Below are 19,267 nucleotides of genomic sequence, written 5' to 3'. Positions count from 1 at the left end.
CGGGTGCCCCTGGTGGCGTGATTGCGCCCCAGGGGCACCACCGATGCGGGGCGTCAGCCGCCGAGCGCACCGCCCGCGCCGCCCGCCTCGTCAGCGGCCAGCGGGTCGGTCCGCAGATGAATGACACCGTAGTCGTAGGCGTGCCGCCGGTAGACGACACTGGGTTCCTTCGTCTCGGCATCGACGAACAGATAGAAGTCGTGCCCGACCAGCTCCATCTCGTAGAGCGCCTGATCGAGCAGCATCGGTGCCGCGACGTGCGTCTTCTCGCGCATCACCAGCGGCCCTTCGCCCTGCACCTCGAGCGAGCCGATCCTGGTGGTGGGTACGGACTCTCCCTCGCCGCCGCCGGCGAGGTCACCCTCGCTGTTGAACGACGCCGCACCCGGCACGGTCTCGGCGACTTCGGCAGCGGGAATCCGGCCGTTGCCACGGCGGCTGTAGCGCTTGTCGTGCTGCTTGCGCAGTCGCGCCTCCAGCTTGCCGGTGGCCAGGTCCAGCGCTGCGTAGGGGTCGGCTGCGGCCGCTTCCGCACGAATGACCGGTCCCCTCGAGCGAAGCGTGATCTCCACCCGGTCGGAACGGTCGGCCTGACGGGGGTTTGGCTCCTTGGACACCTCGACGTCGAGGCTGATCACCTTGCCGTCGAACTTCTGGATCTTGTCCAGCTTCAGCTTCTCGGCCACGTGCTTGCGGAACCGCTCGGGCACCTCGGTCTTGCGGCCCTTGACGACGATGTCCACGCAGAACTCCGTTCCCGGATCGCTCCGCTCAGCGGCGGAGCTTCTCCCTTTTGCACCAGGCTCCGGTGATCGCCGGAGCCGCGGACTCGGTGGCTTCGACCTCCTCCTCCCCCGTCCGGGAGGTCTCCACCCCACCGACTTTTCAGCTTCTGGGCTACCGGTGGGTTACCTGCCCGAAACCTGGGGGTGCATTCGTCGAGGTCCGGCATTCACCATTCCTCACAACCGAACATAGCCTGCCTGGCCGGATCTCGGCACCCGCTACCCGCACGTACCTCCGTTCAGGGCGCTTTACCCACTCACTACCTGCAACGATGAAAGTTCATTGGCAGTTCCGGTTTATTTCGAAGGCGGACGGAGATGCTGCAACAACGGCCGCCTGCCGCATTCCGGAACCCTTGTCTTCGCGCAGGCCCGCCGCGTCGAGCGCGCGTGCCGCCTCGGCCAGCGAGGCCCCGGTCGTCACAAGGTCGTCCACAAGCACCACCCGTTCGGTCGCAACCAGCCGCTCGCCACCGGCCACCACCTCCAGCGCGCCCGCCAGATTCTCCTGCCGCTGCCGGGCACCGAGCCCCGACTGATCGGCCACCGGCCGCCGTTGCCGCAGCACGGATGCCACCTGCGCCGGCACGCCACCGCGCCGCAGCTCGCCCGCGGCCGACAGCGCGATCCTGCGCGTCGGATCGTGCCCGCGCGCCGCCACCGCCCGCCGCGCCGACGGGACCGGCACGAGGAGCAGCGGTCCCGGCCGACCCCCCGCCTGCCCCGTCCCGGCCCTTACCGCGCCCGCCAGCGCACTGCCGAGCTCCCGCGACAGTCCCAGTACCCCACGCTCCTTGTGGGCCAGGAGCGTCGCCCGTACGGCGTCCTCGTACGCCGCGGCGGCATGCACCACCGGCAGTCCGGCCGGCTCCGGCGCAGGTCTCACCCGTCGCGGCACCGCGCCGCGAAGCGCCGCCCGGCAGTCCTCGCACAGCTCGGTCCGCGGTCTGCCGCAGCCACCGCAGGCCACAGGCAGGACCAGCCCGGCGATCTCCCGCCACCACCCCCGCATGACTCCACTGTGCGCCCGCAGCACGAACCCGGCCACCCCTGTGGACAACGCAGCCGCCCCGAACGGGAGGGGCGCCCGCCCGCACGCGATCAGGGGCACCCGGCCCCCAGGTCCGGGGGCTCCCCGGACCTGGGCTCAGAGCCTGTCGGGTGACCTTCGATCGGATAGCGGACGCGGTCTGGTGCGTGCGATTCCAAGGCGGCGGGATGTCCTCGGATGGGGTCTCCCCTGCTCGAACGAAGCTGAGAGCTTGGGGAAGGAGATACTAGGACATTTCGGCAACGCGGGAAGCGTGCGTGCCAGGGCGTGGACGCCCGATCAGAGGTCACCCGACAGGCTCTCAGCCCGGATAGACCAGCGACGAGCCCTCCTTGAGCACCGTCTGCCAGTTGTCCCCCGGCGACAGCTTCACTATCCCGTCGTCCTCGGTGTCCGCCATCAGTGGCAGCTGCTCGTCGTCCGCCGCCGCGACCGACGACACCTGGTTCGCCCCGGGCAGCACACCCGACGCCGGTGCCGAACCGTCCGCCTGGACATAGCGCACCTGCTGCACGCCGCCCTGCTCCTTGCCGACCACCACGAGGCGGGTCCGGCCCGACCAGGACATCGCGGTCACGTCCGCCAGCTGCGGCGCGGCCTTCCGCAGCTCCACGACGGAGACGTCCTGCCGGGTGTCCGGATCCCCATGGCGCTCGATCCGGCCGATGTTCAGCGTGGTGTGGCCGTCCTCGGTCAGCAGCAGCGCAATCCGGACACCGTCCGCCGACAGCCGCAGCGCCTCGATCCGCGCGCCGCCCAGGTCCGGCACCGTGACCTTCGACGGCTGGCCCGTACCGCCGGCCAGCCGCAGCAGCCGGGGATCATCCGGATTCCGGTCCGCCACCCAGAGATCACCCCGTCCGTCCCAACTGGGCGCCGACAACCGGTCCTCCGGCTTCTTCGCCCTGCTGGTCACGGCGGGCGCGGGGAGCGCACCCGCCGAAGCGATGGAGGCGATGTACAGAGACGTGCTGTTCTGCGAGACCGCCGCCGCCAACTGCTCGTCTCGGGCCACGCCGACCGTGCTCATCCGTACCGGTCCGTCACCGAGCGGGCCGGCCACCGGCTCCGGATCACCGCTGCCCCTGTTACTCCCGGGGATGCACTGGACATGCCCCTTGGCATCGACGAAGTACTGACTGTCGGAGCCGCCCGAGGAACGGTCCGGAGCGAACTCCTCCGCCTGGTCCGAACCCAGGACACAGAGCGGCGAGCCGTCGGACCGCTGCAGCTCGACCTGCTCGACCCGGGCGGACGTCAGATCGCTCACGGTGTACAGCACCTGAGTGGCCATCAGGCGGCAGGAGCGCTGCCCGACGCCGTCCGCCTTCTTGTTGAGCGGAACCTTCAGTACGTTGCGGTCGTCGGGCGCCAGCGCGGTGACGCCCTTGCGCAGGACCGTACCCGTGGGGAAGCGGGAATCGACCACCGGCCGCAGCCAGTTGGTCGGTCCCTCGACAAGACTGCGCACCGTCTGTGTCACGGTATCCATCCCCGTGATCGGATCCGTCCGGTTGCGCACATAGACGGGGTCGGCGACCAGCGTCGGCTGACCTGCCGCCGGCCCGGTGGCGAAGTAGTACTTGTTGACGGAGCGGTAGAGCCGCTTGAAGTCGGACTGACCGAGCATCAGTCCGTCCGGAACGCGGTCGATACGCCACTCCTTGCTGCCCGTCTGCCGCACCAGGTGCAGGCTCCTGTTGAAGCGCGCGGGCGCGACGGGCTGGTAGGCGCTCTGCGCGTCGACCGTCGCCACCTTCTCGCCGGTGAGCGTGTAGGTGAGCTCCGTACTGCTGTGGTCGCTGTCGCGGACCGGGCGATCGCTCCCGTAGTTCGGCGCCTTGGAGAGCACCGTGGTGAACGCGCTCGGCTTCCAGATGCGCGACGCCTCCTTCGTCAGGTACTTCCGGGTCGTCCGGAAGCCGGGGTCGTCACTGGTCATGGACTCCAGGAAGCCGTCGACCACCTCATCCGGAGTGGCGTTTTCGCGGGGCGCCACCGCGTACACCTGTACCTGGGAGTCACCGGGCTGCGAGGCGTCGACCGCCTTGATGTCCCCGGTGACGGGCATCGAGCCGCACGCGGAGAGCAGCACGACGCCGCATCCCAGCAGAGCGACCACCCCCACCGCACGTCCACGGCCGCCCTCACGACGGTCAGCGCCCACGAGTCGTGTCCTCCCGCTCCGGGTCCTGCGCAGCAGAGTCGATGGTGTCGCCCGGCCGGTCCTCGGCGGGGCGGGCGACCACACGGGCGCCGTTGCCCGGCAGGGCGGCCGGATTCACCGACGCCGGCGCCGTCCGGGGAGCTGCGGGGGCGCGCGCGGGTACGGGCAGCGGCGAACGGTCCGGCCTGCCCGGCTGAGTCGGCACCGTCGTGAGCCTGTGCTCACTCCCGGTCGTACCGACATCCGTGGGCCGCTCCCGGGTGTCCCGGTTGCGTCGCGAGTCCTCGGGCTCCAGCGGTATCGGGGAGCCGCGCAGCGGCTCGTCCGCCGTACGCGGCAGCGTCAGCCGGAACTGCGAACCGCCGCCCGGCTCGCCCCACGCCTGCAGCCAGCCGCCGTGCAGCCGGGCGTCCTCGACGGCGATCGACAGTCCGAGACCGGTACCGCCGGTCGTCCGTGCCCGCGCCGGGTCGGCGCGCCAGAACCGGTTGAAGACCCGGGTCGCCTCGCCGGGCTTGAGTCCCACGCCGTAGTCCCGGACGGCGACGGCGACCGCGCCTCCGGCCACCCCCATCCGCACCACGACGTCCCGGCCCTCACCGTGCTCGACGGCGTTGACGACAAGATTGCGCAGCACGCGCTCGACCCGCCGCGCGTCGACCTCCGCGATCACCGGCTGCTCGTCGCCGACCACCCGGATCCGGGTGCCCTTGCGCTCGGCGAGCGGCTCGGCGCCGCCGATCACGCGCCGTACGACCTGTCGCAGGTCGATCGGTTCGGCCTCCAGCGCCGCGGCACCCGCATCGAACCGGCTGATCTCCAGCAGATCGGAGAGCAGCGACTCGAACCGGTCGAGCTGATCGCCGAGCAGTTCCGCGGAGCGCGCGGTCACGGGATCGAAGTCGACGCGTGCCTCGTGGATGACATCAGCGGCCATCCGTACGGTCGTGAGCGGCGTCCGCAGCTCGTGCGAGACGTCCGAGACGAAGCGTCGCTGCATCCGGGAGAGCTCCTCCAGCTGCTGGATCTTCAGCTGCAGGTTCTGGGCCATCTTGTTGAAGGCTTCACCGAGCCGGGCGATGTCGTCCTCGCCGGTGACCTTCATGCGCTCCTGGAGCCTGCCCGCGGAGAGCCGCTCCGCGATCCCCGCAGCCATCCGCACGGGGGTGACGACCTGCCGCACCACGAACCAGGCGATGGCACCGAGCAGCACGACCACGAACAGTCCTGCGGTCGCCAGCGTGCCCTTGACCAGGGTCAGGGACTTCTCCTCCTGCGTCAGCGGGAAGAGGTAGTAGAGCTGGTACGGGTTGTGGTCGATGTCGTAGAGACGCTTGCCGACGACGAGCCCGGGCTGCGACTCCTGCCCGTTCGCGTACCGGATCAGGGAGTACGTCTGAAACGCCCCGGGCCCCTTGTCCACCGCCTCCCGCAGGCTCTGCGGAATGCTGGCCGCTTCGACACTGCCCGAGCCGCGCGGCGCACGGGTGCCCTCGTCGGCGCTGAGCGCCACCACGTTGAAGGCGTTCTTGCCGCCGCTGGCGAGCTGGTCGACGAGCTCCGTCCGCCACGAGTTGTTGGCGGTCGTGCCGTCCCCGGGGTCACCGCCCTGCCCACCGGGGGTGAGCGGAGCATTCGCCTTGTCCTGGGCCGCCGCGAAACCGCCGGCGGCCTGCGTCTGGGCAGCCTTGCCCTTCGCGTCGAGCAGGCCGTTGCGGACCTGCCCGATCACGACCAGGCCGAGCAGCAACACGACACCGAGTGACATGAGCAGCGTGCCCGCGACGACCCGCAGCTGCAGGTTGCGCCGCCACAGCCGGACGGCGGGCAGCAGCGGACGCCGCACCCAGCGCATCAGCAGTCGCGGCACAGGACCGCCGGGCGCCCGGTCGTGGAACAACCGGCCGCCCTGCAGAAGACGCCCGAACGCGGACGCCCTGTGTCCGGAACCGGTAGCCCGCCCCGTACGGACTCCCGGCTCCCCGGGCTTCGGGGCAGCGCTACCCAGGGACATGTCAGTTCGGTCCGGCCTTGTAACCGACGCCTCGGACGGTCACCACGATCTCCGGCCGCTCCGGGTCCTTCTCGACCTTGGAACGCAGCCGCTGGACATGCACATTCACCAGCCGGGTGTCGGCGGCGTGGCGGTATCCCCACACCTGCTCGAGCAGCACCTCACGGGTGAAGACCTGCCACGGCTTGCGGGCGAGCGCGACCAGCAGGTCGAACTCCAGCGGGGTCAGGGCGATCGACTGCCCGTCCCGCTTCACCGAGTGACCGGCCACATCGATGACGAGGTCCCCGATGGTCAGCTGTTCCGGTGCCGGCTCTTCGGACCTGCGCAGACGTGCCCTGATCCGGGCAACCAACTCCTTAGGTTTGAACGGCTTGACGATGTAGTCGTCGGCCCCTGACTCCAGGCCCACCACCACATCGACGGTGTCGCTCTTGGCAGTGAGCATGACGATCGGCACACCCGACTCGGCCCTGATCAACCTGCAGACCTCGATGCCGTCCCGTCCGGGCAGCATGAGATCGAGCAGGACCAGGTCCGGCTTGGCCTCTCGAAATGCGGCAAGTGCCTTGTCGCCGTCCGCTACGAACGACGGCTCGAACCCTTCACCACGCAGCACAATCCCGAGCATCTCGGCCAGTGCGGTGTCGTCGTCGACGACAAGGACGCGTCCCTTCATAATCGACATCATCCCATTAGCTAATCGTTACCTGCGATGATCTGGCACACAGCTCTGCCAGCCCGACCCCCGTGACCGGGGAAACTGCACCCTCCTCCGTGACGATCGCCGTGATCAGTTCCGGCGGCGTGATGTCGAATGCGGGGTTGTACGCCTGGGTTCCCGGCGGTGCGACAGGCAGTCCGCCCGCTTCCCCACCCACCCCGATCCGGGATGATGTGAGCTCCGTCACTTCCTGTCCGGGGCGCTGCTCCACGATGATCGATGCCCCGTCCGGGGTCTGCAGATCCACGGTCGTGGTCGGCGCCACCACAATGAACGGCACGTGGTGGTATTTGGCAAGCACCGCCAGCGGATAACTCCCGACCTTGTTGGCCACGGACCCGTCCGCAGCAATGCGATCGGCCCCGATCAGCACGGCATCCACCTCCCCCGCGGCGAACAGCGAACCCGCGGCATTGTCCGTCAGCAGGCTGTACGCCATCCCGTTGCGCGCCGCCTCGTACGCGGTCAGCCGGGCCCCCTGAAGCAGCGGTCGCGTCTCGTCCACCCAGAGCCGTCGCAGTTGTCCCGCCCGGTGCGCCCCGAGCGCCACAGCAAAGGCCGTGCCCTCACCGCCCGAGACGAGCGCCCCCGAATTGCAGTGGGTCAGAAGCTGATGCCCACCGCCGGGCAGCAGCTCTTCGAGGAGCGCGAGCCCGTACTGCGCCATGCGCCGACTGGCCTCGGCATCCTCCCGGTGCAGCGCCTCGGCCTCCGCCAAGGCCACCGCGGCCGCCCGCTGCGCGTCCTCGCCCCTGTCCAGCGCCGCCCAGTACGCCCCCGCCGCGCGCCGCACCCCGTACCCGAGGTTCACCGCGGTGGGCCGCGCCCGCTCCAACAGCCCCGAAGCCTCTGCCATGTCGTCGCCCCGGATCGCGGCCAGAGCGACCCCGTAGGCCCCCGCAATGCCCAACAACGGCGCCCCGCGCACGGCAAGCGTCTGAATGGCCCGCCCCAGCGCCGGCACATCCGTACACAGCAGTTCGACCTCCTCGGCGGGCAACCGCGTCTGGTCGAGAAGCACCACTGCAGGGCCTTCCGGTGGCCCGGCCCAGCGGATGGAGGGAAGCGCGGGAGGCTCGATGCCCACCGGCGATTGCGCGTCCTGATCAGCCATCCGCCCAGTCTGCACGGTGAGCCGCCCACAAATGAAGGTAAGACGGTGATGGAGCACCCGGCCCGTACCGGAGCGACGCGTGGCACGATGGCTGCCAACCTGCCGCCCCGATGAGCGGACAGGACCGTGAAGGAGCGAGAATGAACGACACTCCGGGCTGGGCCTCGCCCGGATCCGCCCCCTCCGACGGCCAGGAGGCGGGCGTCCCCCGGCCTTCCGAGCCCATCGACGGCAGCGGCCCTGCGGAAAACTGGTCTTCCATGCAGCCGCCGGCAGGGCAGTGGTCCCCACCGAGCACCTCCGGCAACGGCCCCGGCGCACCGCCACCCGCCCCCGGCTGGGGCGGCAGGCCGCAGACAGTCGGCTGGGGTCAGCCGCCCGCTGCCGCAAAGCCCGGTGTCATCCCGCTCCGCCCACTCGGCGTCGGAGAGATCCTCGACGGTGCGGTGTCCACGATGCGCGCCCACTGGCGCACGGTTCTCGGCATCACCCTCACCGTCTCCGTCATCGCCCAGGTCGCGATCATCCTCGTGCAGCGCTATCTGCTGCCGGAACCCGCCTCGGTCGACCCGAACGCAACCGGCACAGAGGCACTCCGCCAGGCCGCCGACTCCATGCAGTCGAGCCTGATCTACAGCGCGCCGTCGACGCTCGTCACCCTGATCGCGACGCTCTTCACCACCTCCATGCTCACTGTCGTGATCAGCCGCTCGGTGGTGGGCCGCTCCGTCACGCTCTCCGAAGCGTGGGCCGAGGCCCGGCCCCGCCTCTTTCAGCTGCTCGGCCTGACCCTGGTCCTGACCCTGATGACCGCCGCCATCATGGCGGTGGGCGTGCTCCCCGGCGTGCTGATCGGCTCCACCGCGGGCGTCGCTCTCGCCCTCCTCGGATTTCTGGCCGCCACCGCCGTCATCGTCTGGCTGATGGTCCGCTTCTGCCTCGCCTCGCCGGCGCTGATGCTGGAGCGGCAGTCGATCACCGTCTCGATGCGCCGCTCCGCGAAGCTGGTGCGGGGCGCCTGGTGGCGGACGTTCGGCATCCTGCTCCTCACCTGGCTGCTGACGCTCATCGTGACCCTGATCATCGCAATCCCGTTCGGCCTCATCGCGATCATCATGGACGGCAACGGGATGGGAGCGTTCCTCACCGGTCAGCCCACCGACTTCGGCTGGCCGTTCCTGATCATCTCCGGTATCGGCGAGGTGATCATCTCGACGATCACCTACCCGCTCTCCGCCGGTGTGATGGCCCTGCTCTACGTGGACCGGCGCATCCGTCGCGAGGCACTCGACCTCGAACTTGCGCGGGCCGCAGGCCTGCCCGGCTACGACACCAGGAGCTGATGCCGTGTCGGGGGCGGGGGGCGCGACAAGAGCACGACTGCTGATCCACGCGAGCAGCGACATACCGGTGGACACTCCACGCGTGCCCGCCCGCGAGGCGGCGAGGCACGAGCTGTCCAAACCGATGTACCACGAGAACGACCCGAACCTCCTCCAGCGCGGTCTCGACCGCCTCTGGGAGTGGCTCGGCGATCTCTTCTCCGCAGCCTCGGACACCGCACCCGGCGGACCGCTCGGGCTGATCGTCCTCGTACTGGTCGTCGTCGGCCTGGCCGCCGCCCTCTGGTGGCGGCTGGGCACCCCGCAGCGCACCGCCCGCCCCACGGACGCCCTGTTCGACGACAGCCCCCGCAGCGCCGCCGAGCACCGGACCGCCGCCGAGGCACACGCTGCCGCCCACCGCTGGGACGAGGCCGTCCAGGAACGCATGCGCGCCATCGTCCGCTCGCTGGAGGAACGCGCCCTGCTCGACACCCGCCCCGGCCGCACCGCCGACGAGGCCGCCGCCGAGGCGGGCCACTCGCTGCCTACGCACGCGCTGCCCCTCCGCGCCGCCGCCCGGGAGTTCGACGCCATCACATACGGCGGCCGGAACACCGACCGGCAGGCGTATCTGACGGTGCGGGACCTTGACCTCGACCTCGAGAACGCCAAGCCCCTGCTGACCACCACGGCCCGGGGAGCGGCTGAATGACCGCGCCCACTGCCACCTCCATCGCGCCCCCTACCTCGGTCTCCCCCACCCCGCGCCAGGTCTGGACCCGCACCCGCGGTCTGGTGCTCGCCCTTCTCCTTCTCATAGCAGCCGGAATCGTCCTGGCCACCGCACACTCCGGTGCCCAGCACGGCCGACTCGACCCGCGCTCCGCCGACCAGCACGGAAGCCGGGCCGTCGCCGAACTCCTCAAGGACCGCGGCGTCTCCATACGGGTGGCCACCACACTCGAGGAGGCCACCACCGCGGTCGGCCCGGACACCACTCTGCTCGTCACCGCCCCCGATCTGCTGACACCGGGCCAGCAGCGCGAACTCCGCGCCGCGACCGCCGACTCGGCCGGCCGCACTGTCCTCCTCGCGGCAGGTCCCCCGTCCGTGGACACACTGGCCCCCGGTGTCCGCACGACGTCCACGGGACCGGTTGCCCCCCGTGCACCGCAGTGCTTGCTGCCCGCAGCCCACAGCGCGGGCAACGCCGACACGGGAGGCTTCCGCTACACCGCGGACGGCCTCGAAACCCTCGCCTGCTACCCCAGCGGGGGTCTCCCCACCCTGCTCGTGGTCCAGGAGCAGGCCTCCGGCGACACCGCCCTTCTCGGCTCCGCGGACTTCCTGTACAACAGCCGTCTCGACAGCCAGGGCAACGCCTCCCTGGCTCTGCAACTCCTCGGCTCCCGCCCACATCTGGTCTGGTACCTCCCCTCGCTCGCTGATCCCTCTGCCACCGGGAACAGCGGAGACACTGACGACAGCACAGGCAGCGAAGGCGCCGACAACGACCGCAGCTTCGCCGACCTGATCCCGTCGGGCTGGCTGTGGGGAACCCTGCAACTCGCAGTCGCCGCCGTGCTCGCCGCCATCTGGCGCGCCCGTCGTCTGGGCCCCTTGGTCACCGAACGGCTGCCCGTGGCCATTCGCGCCTCCGAATCCACCGAGGGCCGCGCCCGCCTCTACCGCAAGGCGAACGCCCGCGACCGGGCCGCCTCCTCATTGCGCTCCGCCACTCGCACCCGTATCGCCCCGCTCCTCGGGGTTTCACCCCGCAATGCTCATTCCCCCGAGGTGCTCCTCCCCGCCGTCTCCGCACGCCTCAGCACCATCGAAGGCGGCCTCGACACCGTGCTGTTCGGCACGGCTCCGGCCGATGACGCCGCCCTTGTCCGTCTGGCAGACCAACTCGACACCCTCGAAAGAGAGGTACGCACTTCATGAGCGCCCCGCCCCCAGTGCCCGCCGGGACCACCGAGACCGTCGGGAACGACGACGCAGCCCGCGCATCCCTGGAAGCCCTGCGCTCCGAGATCGCCAAGGCCGTGGTCGGCCAGGACCCCGCCGTCACCGGCCTCGTCGTCGCGCTGCTCTGCCGAGGCCATGTCCTCCTCGAAGGCGTTCCCGGTGTGGCCAAGACCCTCCTGGTCCGCGCCCTCGCCGCCTCACTCGAGCTCGATACCAAGCGCGTCCAGTTCACCCCCGACCTGATGCCGAGCGACGTCACCGGCTCGCTGGTCTACGACGCCCGTACAGCTGAGTTCTCCTTTCAGCCCGGCCCGGTCTTCACCAACCTCCTCCTGGCCGACGAGATCAACCGCACTCCCCCTAAGACGCAATCATCGCTCCTGGAAGCGATGGAGGAGCGACAGGTCACCGTCGACGGAACCCCTCGCCTCCTGCCGGATCCCTTCCTGGTTGCGGCCACTCAGAATCCCGTCGAGTACGAGGGCACGTACCCCCTCCCCGAGGCCCAGCTCGATCGCTTCCTCCTCAAGCTGACGGTGCCACTGCCGTCCCGTGACGAGGAGATCAATGTCCTGACCCGTCATGCCGACGGCTTCAACCCCCGCGACCTGGTCTCAGCAGGTGTCCGCCCCGTCGCGGGTCCCGCCGACCTGGAATCTGCCCGCGCCGCGGTCGCCAAGACCACGGTCTCCCCCGAGATCGCCGGCTATGTCGTCGATATCTGTCGTGCCACGCGTGAATCCCCCTCGCTCTCCCTCGGGGTCTCCCCCCGAGGTGCTACCGCCTTGCTCTCCACGGCCCGCGCCTGGGCCTGGCTGACCGGCCGTGACTACGTCATTCCGGACGACGTGAAAGCCCTGGCACTCCCCACGCTCCGCCATCGCATCCACCTGCGCCCCGAGGCGGAGATGGAAGGAGTCACCCCTGACTCCGTCATCACCGCAGTCCTCGCCCACGTCCCCGTACCCCGATGAGGCAGTGACCGTGGCCCTCACCGGACGAACAGCACTGCTCGCCGCCTTGGGGTCACTCCCTGTAGGCATCCTTGCCCCGAGCTGGACGGGCATGCTCGCGGTCAATGCCCCGCTCTCCCTAGCAATTCTGTGCGACTACGCCCTGGCCGCGCCAGTGCGAACGCTCCAGTTCACCCGATCCGGTGACACAACCGTTCGACTCGGCGATGGCGCAGAAGTGCAACTGACCGTAACCAACGCGTCGCGTCGGCGCCTGCGTGCCCATCTCCGCGATGCGTGGCCGCCCAGCAGCTGGCTCACAGGTACGGAACAGGCGGCGTCCCGCCACAGGCTGGACATCCCCGCAGGTGAACGTCGCCGCCTCACCACGCGCCTGCGTCCGACTCGCCGCGGCGACCGCCGATCCGAACGCATCACCGTACGCTCCTACGGGCCACTGGGCCTGGCAGCCCGGCAGGGAAGTCATAAAGTTCCGTGGACGGTGCGCGTACTGCCGCCGTTCACCAGCCGCAAGCACTTGCCGTCCCGCCTCGCCAGGCTCCGTGAACTGGACGGACGCACCAGCGTCCTCACCCGCGGCGAAGGCACGGAGTTCGACAGCCTCCGCGCCTATGTCCCCGGCGACGACACCCGTTCCATCGACTGGCGGGCAACGGCACGGCAATCGGGCGTCGCAGTCCGTACGTGGCGCCCCGAGCGGGACCGCCACATCCTCATCGTCCTTGATACCGGCCGCACCTCGGCGGGCCGAGTCGGTGATGTGCCCCGCCTCGACGCTGCAATGGACGCAACGCTGCTCCTCACCGCTCTCGCCACACGCGCCGGCGACCGTGTGGACCTGCTCGCGTATGACCGTCGCATCCGTGCCCAAGTTCAGGGACGCGCCGCGGGTGAAGTCCTGTCGGCCATGGTCACTGCAATGGCACCACTCGAACCTGAGCTGGTGGAAACGGACGCCCGAGGCCTCAGCGCCGCTGCCCTGGCAAGCGCCCCTCGTCGCTCTCTCATCGTGCTCCTCACCAGTCTGGACGCGGCTCCCATCGAGGAGGGTCTGCTCCCCGTCCTCCCCCAGCTGACTCAGCGCCACACGGTGCTGGTGGCTGCCGTGGCCGACCCGCACATCGAGCAGATGGCCGAAGCCCGGGGCACGGTGGACGCGGTCTACGAGGCAGCAGCGGCGGCCCAGGCCAAAGCTCAGCGGCAGCGCACTGCAGAGCAGCTCCAGCGCCATGGCGTCGTGGTCGTCGACGCCACCCCGGACCATCTGGCCCCGGCTCTCGCCGATGCCTACCTGGCCCTCAAGGGAGCCGGCCGGCTCTGATCCAACAATGCATGCCAACCACACCACGCCCTCACCATGAGGAGCCGTGCGTGGTTGCCACCTGTCCGTGAACGCAGAAAAGCCCCGCACCAGAGGTGCGGGGCTTTCCCGGAATGATTGTTCGGCGGCGTCCTACTCTCCCACAGGGTCCCCCCTGCAGTACCATCGGCGCTGAAAGGCTTAGCTTCCGGGTTCGGAATGTAACCGGGCGTTTCCCTAACGCAATGACCACCGAAACACTATGAAATTAACCAACACCGGGCAACAACACGGCCGTTCGTTATTTCAGAACTAACACAGTGGACGCGAGCAACTGAGGACAAGCCCTCGGCCTATTAGTACCAGTCAGCTCCACCCGTTGCCGGGCTTCCACATCTGGCCTATCAACCCAGTCGTCTACTGGGAGCCTTAACCCCTCAAAGGGGGTGGGAATACTCATCTCGAAGCAGGCTTCCCGCTTAGATGCTTTCAGCGGTTATCCTTTCCGAACGTAGCCAACCAGCCATGCCCTTGGCAGGACAACTGGCACACCAGAGGTTCGTCCGTCCCGGTCCTCTCGTACTAGGGACAGCCCTTCTCAATATTCCTACGCGCGCAGCGGATAGGGACCGAACTGTCTCACGACGTTCTAAACCCAGCTCGCGTACCGCTTTAATGGGCGAACAGCCCAACCCTTGGGACCGACTCCAGCCCCAGGATGCGACGAGCCGACATCGAGGTGCCAAACCATCCCGTCGATATGGACTCTTGGGGAAGATCAGCCTGTTATCCCCGGGGTACCTTTTATCCGTTGAGCGACAGCGCTTCCACAAGCCACTGCCGGATCACTAGTCCCGACTTTCGTCCCTGCTCGACCCGTCGGTCTCACAGTCAAGCTCCCTTGTGCACTTACACTCAACACCTGATTGCCAACCAGGCTGAGGGAACCTTTGGGCGCCTCCGTTACTCTTTAGGAGGCAACCGCCCCAGTTAAACTACCCATCAGACACTGTCCCTGATCCGGATCACGGACCCAGGTTAGACATCCAGCACGACCAGAGTGGTATTTCAACGGCGACTCCACAACCACTGGCGTGGCTGCTTCAAAGTCTCCCACCTATCCTACACAAGCCGAACCGAACACCAATATCAAACTGTAGTAAAGGTCCCGGGGTCTTTCCGTCCTGCTGCGCGAAACGAGCATCTTTACTCGTAGTGCAATTTCACCGGGCCTATGGTTGAGACAGTCGAGAAGTCGTTACGCCATTCGTGCAGGTCGGAACTTACCCGACAAGGAATTTCGCTACCTTAGGATGGTTATAGTTACCACCGCCGTTTACTGGCGCTTAAGTTCTCAGCTTCGCCGACCCGAAAGTCAGCTAACCGGTCCCCTTAACGTTCCAGCACCGGGCAGGCGTCAGTCCGTATACATCGCCTTACGGCTTCGCACGGACCTGTGTTTTTAGTAAACAGTCGCTTCTCGCTGGTCTCTGCGGCCACCCCCAGCTCACCGAGTAAATCGGATCACCAGTGATGGCCCCCTTCTCCCGAAGTTACGGGGGCATTTTGCCGAGTTCCTTAACCATAGTTCACCCGAACGCCTCGGTATTCTCTACCTGACCACCTGAGTCGGTTTAGGGTACGGGCCGCCATGAAACTCGCTAGAGGCTTTTCTCGACAGCATAGGATCATCCACTTCACCACAATCGGCTCGGCATCAGGTCTCAGGCTCAATGTGTGACGGATTTGCCTATCACACGCCCTACACCCTTACCCCGGGACTACCACCGCCCGGGCTGGACTACCTTCCTGCGTCACCCCATCGCTTACCTAGTACAAGTCTGGTTCGTCGGCTCCACCACTACCCTCAACTCCGAAGAGATCGGGCCGGCTTCACGGACTTAGCATCGCCTGATTCAGTATTGGGCGTTTCAAAGCGGGTACCGGAATATCAACCGGTTGTCCATCGACTACGCCTGTCGGCCTCGCCTTAGGTCCCGACTTACCCTGGGCAGATCAGCTTGACCCAGGAACCCTTAGTCAATCGGCGCACACGTTTCTCACGTGTGTATCGCTACTCATGCCTGCATTCTCACTCGTGAACCGTCCACAACTCGCTTCCGCGGCTGCTTCACCCGGCACACGACGCTCCCCTACCCATCCCAGCAGGCGTTGGCCCTATATGCTGGAATGACACGACTTCGGCGGTACGCTTGAGCCCCGCTACATTGTCGGCGCGGAATCACTTGACCAGTGAGCTATTACGCACTCTTTCAAGGGTGGCTGCTTCTAAGCCAACCTCCTGGTTGTCTCTGCGACTCCACATCCTTTCCCACTTAGCGTACGCTTAGGGGCCTTAGTCGATGCTCTGGGCTGTTTCCCTCTCGACCATGGAGCTTATCCCCCACAGTCTCACTGCCGTGCTCTCACTTACCGGCATTCGGAGTTTGGCTAAGGTCAGTAACCCGGTAGGGCCCATCGCCTATCCAGTGCTCTACCTCCGGCAAGAAACACACGACGCTGCACCTAAATGCATTTCGGGGAGAACCAGCTATCACGGAGTTTGATTGGCCTTTCACCCCTAACCACAGGTCATCCCCCAGGTTTTCAACCCTGGTGGGTTCGGTCCTCCACGAAGTCTTACCTCCGCTTCAACCTGCCCATGGCTAGATCACTCCGCTTCGGGTCTTGAGCGTGCTACTGAATCGCCCTATTCGGACTCGCTTTCGCTACGGCTTCCCCACACGGGTTAACCTCGCAACACACCGCAAACTCGCAGGCTCATTCTTCAAAAGGCACGCAGTCACGACTGTTGCTCCGAAGAACAACAGCGACGCTCCCACGGCTTGTAGGCACACGGTTTCAGGTACTATTTCACTCCGCTCCCGCGGTACTTTTCACCATTCCCTCACGGTACTATCCGCTATCGGTCACCAGGGAATATTTAGGCTTAGCGGGTGGTCCCGCCAGATTCACACGGGATTTCTCGGGCCCCGTGCTACTTGGGTGTCTCTTAAACGAGCCGTCAATGTTTCAGCTACGGGGGTCTTACCCTCTACGCCGGACCTTTCGCATGTCCTTCGCCTACATCAACGGTTTCTGACTCGTCTCACAGCCGGCAGACCGTGAAAAAGAGATCCCACAACCCCGCATGCGCAACCCCTGCCGGGTATCACACGCATACGGTTTGGCCTCATCCAGTTTCGCTCGCCACTACTCCCGGAATCACGGTTGTTTTCTCTTCCTGAGGGTACTGAGATGTTTCACTTCCCCTCGTTCCCTCCACACTGCCTATGTGTTCAGCAGCGGGTGACAGCCCATGACGACTGCCGGGTTTCCCCATTCGGACACCCCCGGATCAAAGCTCGGTTGACAGCTCCCCGGGGCCTATCGTGGCCTCCCACGTCCTTCATCGGTTCCTGGTGCCAAGGCATCCACCGTGCGCCCTTAAAAACTTGGCCACAGATGCTCGCGTCCACTGTGCAGTTCTCAAACAACGACCAGCCACCCATCACCCCACCCGAAAAGGGCGAGTTCACTGGGGCCGGCAACTGAAGGCGACCACACGGCCGTACCCTCAGATACCCAACAACGTGCCCGACACAACCGATCCCTTCCCACGTTCCACGCCGAAGCAGTACTAGTGAAAAACAACCTGTCGTGCCGAATAGTCAACGTTCCACCCATGAGCTACCACCGTCGAACATTTGCCGACGTAGTGGCCTCTGACCAAGCAGGCTTGGTAAGAAGTGCTCCTTAGAAAGGAGGTGATCCAGCCGCACCTTCCGGTACGGCTACCTTGTTACGACTTCGTCCCAATCGCCAGTCCCACCTTCGACAGCTCCCTCCCACAAGGGGTTGGGCCACCGGCTTCGGGTGTTACCGACTTTCGTGACGTGACGGGCGGTGTGTACAAGGCCCGGGAACGTATTCACCGCAGCAATGCTGATCTGCGATTACTAGCAACTCCGACTTCATGGGGTCGAGTTGCAGACCCCAATCCGAACTGAGACCGGCTTTTTGAGATTCGCTCCGCCTCGCGGCATCGCAGCTCATTGTACCGGCCATTGTAGCACGTGTGCAGCCCAAGACATAAGGGGCATGATGACTTGACGTCGTCCCCACCTTCCTCCGAGTTGACCCCGGCAGTCTCCTGTGAGTCCCCATCACCCCGAAGGGCATGCTGGCAACACAGAACAAGGGTTGCGCTCGTTGCGGGACTTAACCCAACATCTCACGACACGAGCTGACGACAGCCATGCACCACCTGTATACCGACCACAAGGGGGGCACCATCTCTGATGCTTTCCGGTATATGTCAAGCCTTGGTAAGGTTCTTCGCGTTGCGTCGAATTAAGCCACATGCTCCGCTGCTTGTGCGGGCCCCCGTCAATTCCTTTGAGTTTTAGCCTTGCGGCCGTACTCCCCAGGCGGGGAACTTAATGCGTTAGCTGCGGCACCGACGACGTGGAATGTCGCCAACACCTAGTTCCCAACGTTTACGGCGTGGACTACCAGGGTATCTAATCCTGTTCGCTCCCCACGCTTTCGCTCCTCAGCGTCAGTAATGGCCCAGAGATCCGCCTTCGCCACCGGTGTTCCTCCTGATATCTGCGCATTTCACCGCTACACCAGGAATTCCGATCTCCCCTACCACACTCTAGCCTGCCCGTATCGACTGCAGACCCGGGGTTAAGCCCCGGGCTTTCACAACCGACGCAACAAGCCGCCTACGAGCTCTTTACGCCCAATAATTCCGGACAACGCTTGCGCCCTACGTATTACCGCGGCTGCTGGCACGTAGTTAGCCGGCGCTTCTTCTGCAGGTACCGTCACTTTCGCTTCTTCCCTGCTGAAAGAGGTTTACAACCCGAAGGCCGTCATCCCTCACGCGGCGTCGCTGCATCAGGCTTTCGCCCATTGTGCAATATTCCCCACTGCTGCCTCCCGTAGGAGTCTGGGCCGTGTCTCAGTCCCAGTGTGGCCGGTCGCCCTCTCAGGCCGGCTACCCGTCGTCGCCTTGGTAGGCCATCACCCCACCAACAAGCTGATAGGCCGCGGGCTCATCCTTCACCGCCGGAGCTTTTAACCTCGTCCCATGCGGGACAGAGTGTTATCCGGTATTAGACCCCGTTTCCAGGGCTTGTCCCAGAGTGAAGGGCAGATTGCCCACGTGTTACTCACCCGTTCGCCACTAATCCACCCCGAAGGGCTTCATCGTTCGACTTGCATGTGTTAAGCACGCCGCCAGCGTTCGTCCTGAGCCAGGATCAAACTCTCCGTGAATGTTCTCCCGTGATCGGGATGACACACGACGAGCGGAACGACCGGTCGGAATAGGACCGATCGTTCACAGCGTCCTCGCTGTGTAATTGCCTACCGGAACCGTGAGGCCCGGCAGGACTTTCAAAGGAACCTCGAACCTGCCGAAGCAGGCCGGGGTATCAACATATCTGGCGTTGACTTTTGGCACGCTGTTGAGTTCTCAAGGAACGGACGCTTCCTTTGTACTCACCCTCTCGGGCTTTCCTCCGGGCTTTCCCTTCGGTCTTGCGTTTCCGACTCTATCAGACTCTTTCGTGTCCGATTCCCGGTCGAAGCGGGTTCCGCTTTCCAGTTCTTCGCTTTCGCGTTTCCCTTTCCGGCGAGTCCAACCTTACCAGACTCTTTTTCGTTTCCGTTTCCGGTCCGAATTTGATTCCGGTGGCCTTTGGAGTGGCCTTTGCCTTTCGGCGGATCCGACTTTATCAGAAGTATTTCGGCCGATCTAATCGGCTTCGTTACTCGATATAGAGAGAATCAATGGCTCTGCGGAGACCCTGTCTCCGTTGAGAGCAAGGTA

Annotated in this window: 11 protein-coding genes and 3 rRNA genes; 5 read left to right on the top strand and 9 right to left on the bottom strand. The window is 66.2% G+C overall.

Translation table 11 applies throughout. From position 1 onward, the window contains the following. Positions 1-53 precede the first annotated feature (53 nt). From raiA to mtnA, 6 genes are all read right to left on the bottom strand, one after another. Positions 54-743 carry a ribosome-associated translation inhibitor RaiA gene (gene raiA, locus OG972_RS25105; RefSeq protein ID WP_266985003.1) on the bottom strand — a complete coding sequence of 230 codons (690 nt, stop codon included), beginning with the start codon at positions 741-743 and terminating at the stop codon, positions 54-56. Positions 744-1,065: 322 nt separating this feature from the next. After that, positions 1,066-1,797 carry a ComF family protein gene (locus tag OG972_RS25100; protein WP_266985001.1) on the bottom strand — a complete coding sequence of 244 codons (732 nt, stop codon included), beginning with the start codon at positions 1,795-1,797 and terminating at the stop codon, positions 1,066-1,068. Positions 1,798-2,137: 340 nt separating this feature from the next. Then, the gene (locus tag OG972_RS25095) at positions 2,138-4,003 is read right to left on the bottom strand and encodes an LpqB family beta-propeller domain-containing protein (RefSeq protein WP_266984999.1); all 1,866 of its coding nucleotides are present in this window, start codon (positions 4,001-4,003) and stop codon (positions 2,138-2,140) included. Continuing rightward, positions 3,993-6,017 carry an MtrAB system histidine kinase MtrB gene (gene mtrB, locus OG972_RS25090; protein ID WP_266984997.1) on the bottom strand — a complete coding sequence of 675 codons (2,025 nt, stop codon included), beginning with the start codon at positions 6,015-6,017 and terminating at the stop codon, positions 3,993-3,995. Before mtrB ends, OG972_RS25095 begins: the two co-directional genes overlap by 11 nt. A gap of 1 nt (position 6,018) precedes the next feature. Next, complete coding sequence (mtrA, locus tag OG972_RS25085; protein WP_198549456.1) at positions 6,019-6,708, bottom strand: two-component system response regulator MtrA; 690 nt, start codon at positions 6,706-6,708, stop codon at positions 6,019-6,021. 4 nt (positions 6,709-6,712) lie between these two features. After that, a complete protein-coding gene (gene mtnA, locus OG972_RS25080) occupies positions 6,713-7,855 on the bottom strand; it encodes an S-methyl-5-thioribose-1-phosphate isomerase (protein ID WP_266984990.1) in 1,143 nt (380 codons plus the stop codon). Positions 7,856-7,995: 140 nt separating this feature from the next. Here mtnA and OG972_RS25075 point away from each other — a divergent pair, with 140 nt between their 5' ends. From OG972_RS25075 to OG972_RS25055, 5 genes are read left to right on the top strand one after another with little or no spacing between them, the layout of a single operon-like run. Then, positions 7,996-9,198: a hypothetical protein gene (locus OG972_RS25075; protein ID WP_266984988.1), complete on the top strand. Its 1,203-nt coding sequence runs from the start codon at positions 7,996-7,998 to the stop codon at positions 9,196-9,198. Positions 9,199-9,202: 4 nt separating this feature from the next. Then, on the top strand, positions 9,203-9,892 hold the full coding sequence (locus OG972_RS25070; RefSeq protein ID WP_266984986.1) for a DUF4129 domain-containing protein: 690 nt from the start codon (positions 9,203-9,205) through the stop codon (positions 9,890-9,892). Then, positions 9,889-11,127 (top strand): DUF4350 domain-containing protein, encoded by a 1,239-nt coding sequence (locus OG972_RS25065; protein ID WP_266984984.1) that lies wholly within the window; start codon positions 9,889-9,891, stop codon positions 11,125-11,127. The genes OG972_RS25070 and OG972_RS25065 overlap by 4 nt, the downstream gene beginning before the upstream one ends. After that, positions 11,124-12,125 carry a MoxR family ATPase gene (locus OG972_RS25060; RefSeq protein WP_266984982.1) on the top strand — a complete coding sequence of 334 codons (1,002 nt, stop codon included), beginning with the start codon at positions 11,124-11,126 and terminating at the stop codon, positions 12,123-12,125. Before OG972_RS25065 ends, OG972_RS25060 begins: the two co-directional genes overlap by 4 nt. 10 nt (positions 12,126-12,135) lie before the next feature. Then, complete coding sequence (locus OG972_RS25055; protein WP_266990699.1) at positions 12,136-13,446, top strand: DUF58 domain-containing protein; 1,311 nt, start codon at positions 12,136-12,138, stop codon at positions 13,444-13,446. Between the two features lie 119 nt (positions 13,447-13,565). Here OG972_RS25055 and rrf read toward each other — a convergent pair. The 3 genes from rrf to OG972_RS25040 form a co-directional block, all read right to left on the bottom strand. Beyond that, a 5S ribosomal RNA gene (gene rrf / locus OG972_RS25050) occupies positions 13,566-13,682 on the bottom strand. 79 nt (positions 13,683-13,761) lie between these two features. Then, positions 13,762-16,886: ribosomal RNA gene (locus tag OG972_RS25045) — 23S ribosomal RNA — on the bottom strand. Between the two features lie 299 nt (positions 16,887-17,185). Beyond that, a 16S ribosomal RNA gene (locus OG972_RS25040) occupies positions 17,186-18,711 on the bottom strand. Together the 16S, 23S and 5S rRNA genes form the textbook arrangement of a ribosomal RNA operon. Between the last annotated feature and the right edge of the window lie 556 nt (positions 18,712-19,267).

Source organism: Streptomyces sp. NBC_01669, assembly GCF_026339735.1.
GTDB classification, from domain to species: domain Bacteria; phylum Actinomycetota; class Actinomycetes; order Streptomycetales; family Streptomycetaceae; genus Streptomyces; species Streptomyces yanii.
This window is presented reverse-complemented; position numbering and strand designations above follow the sequence as displayed.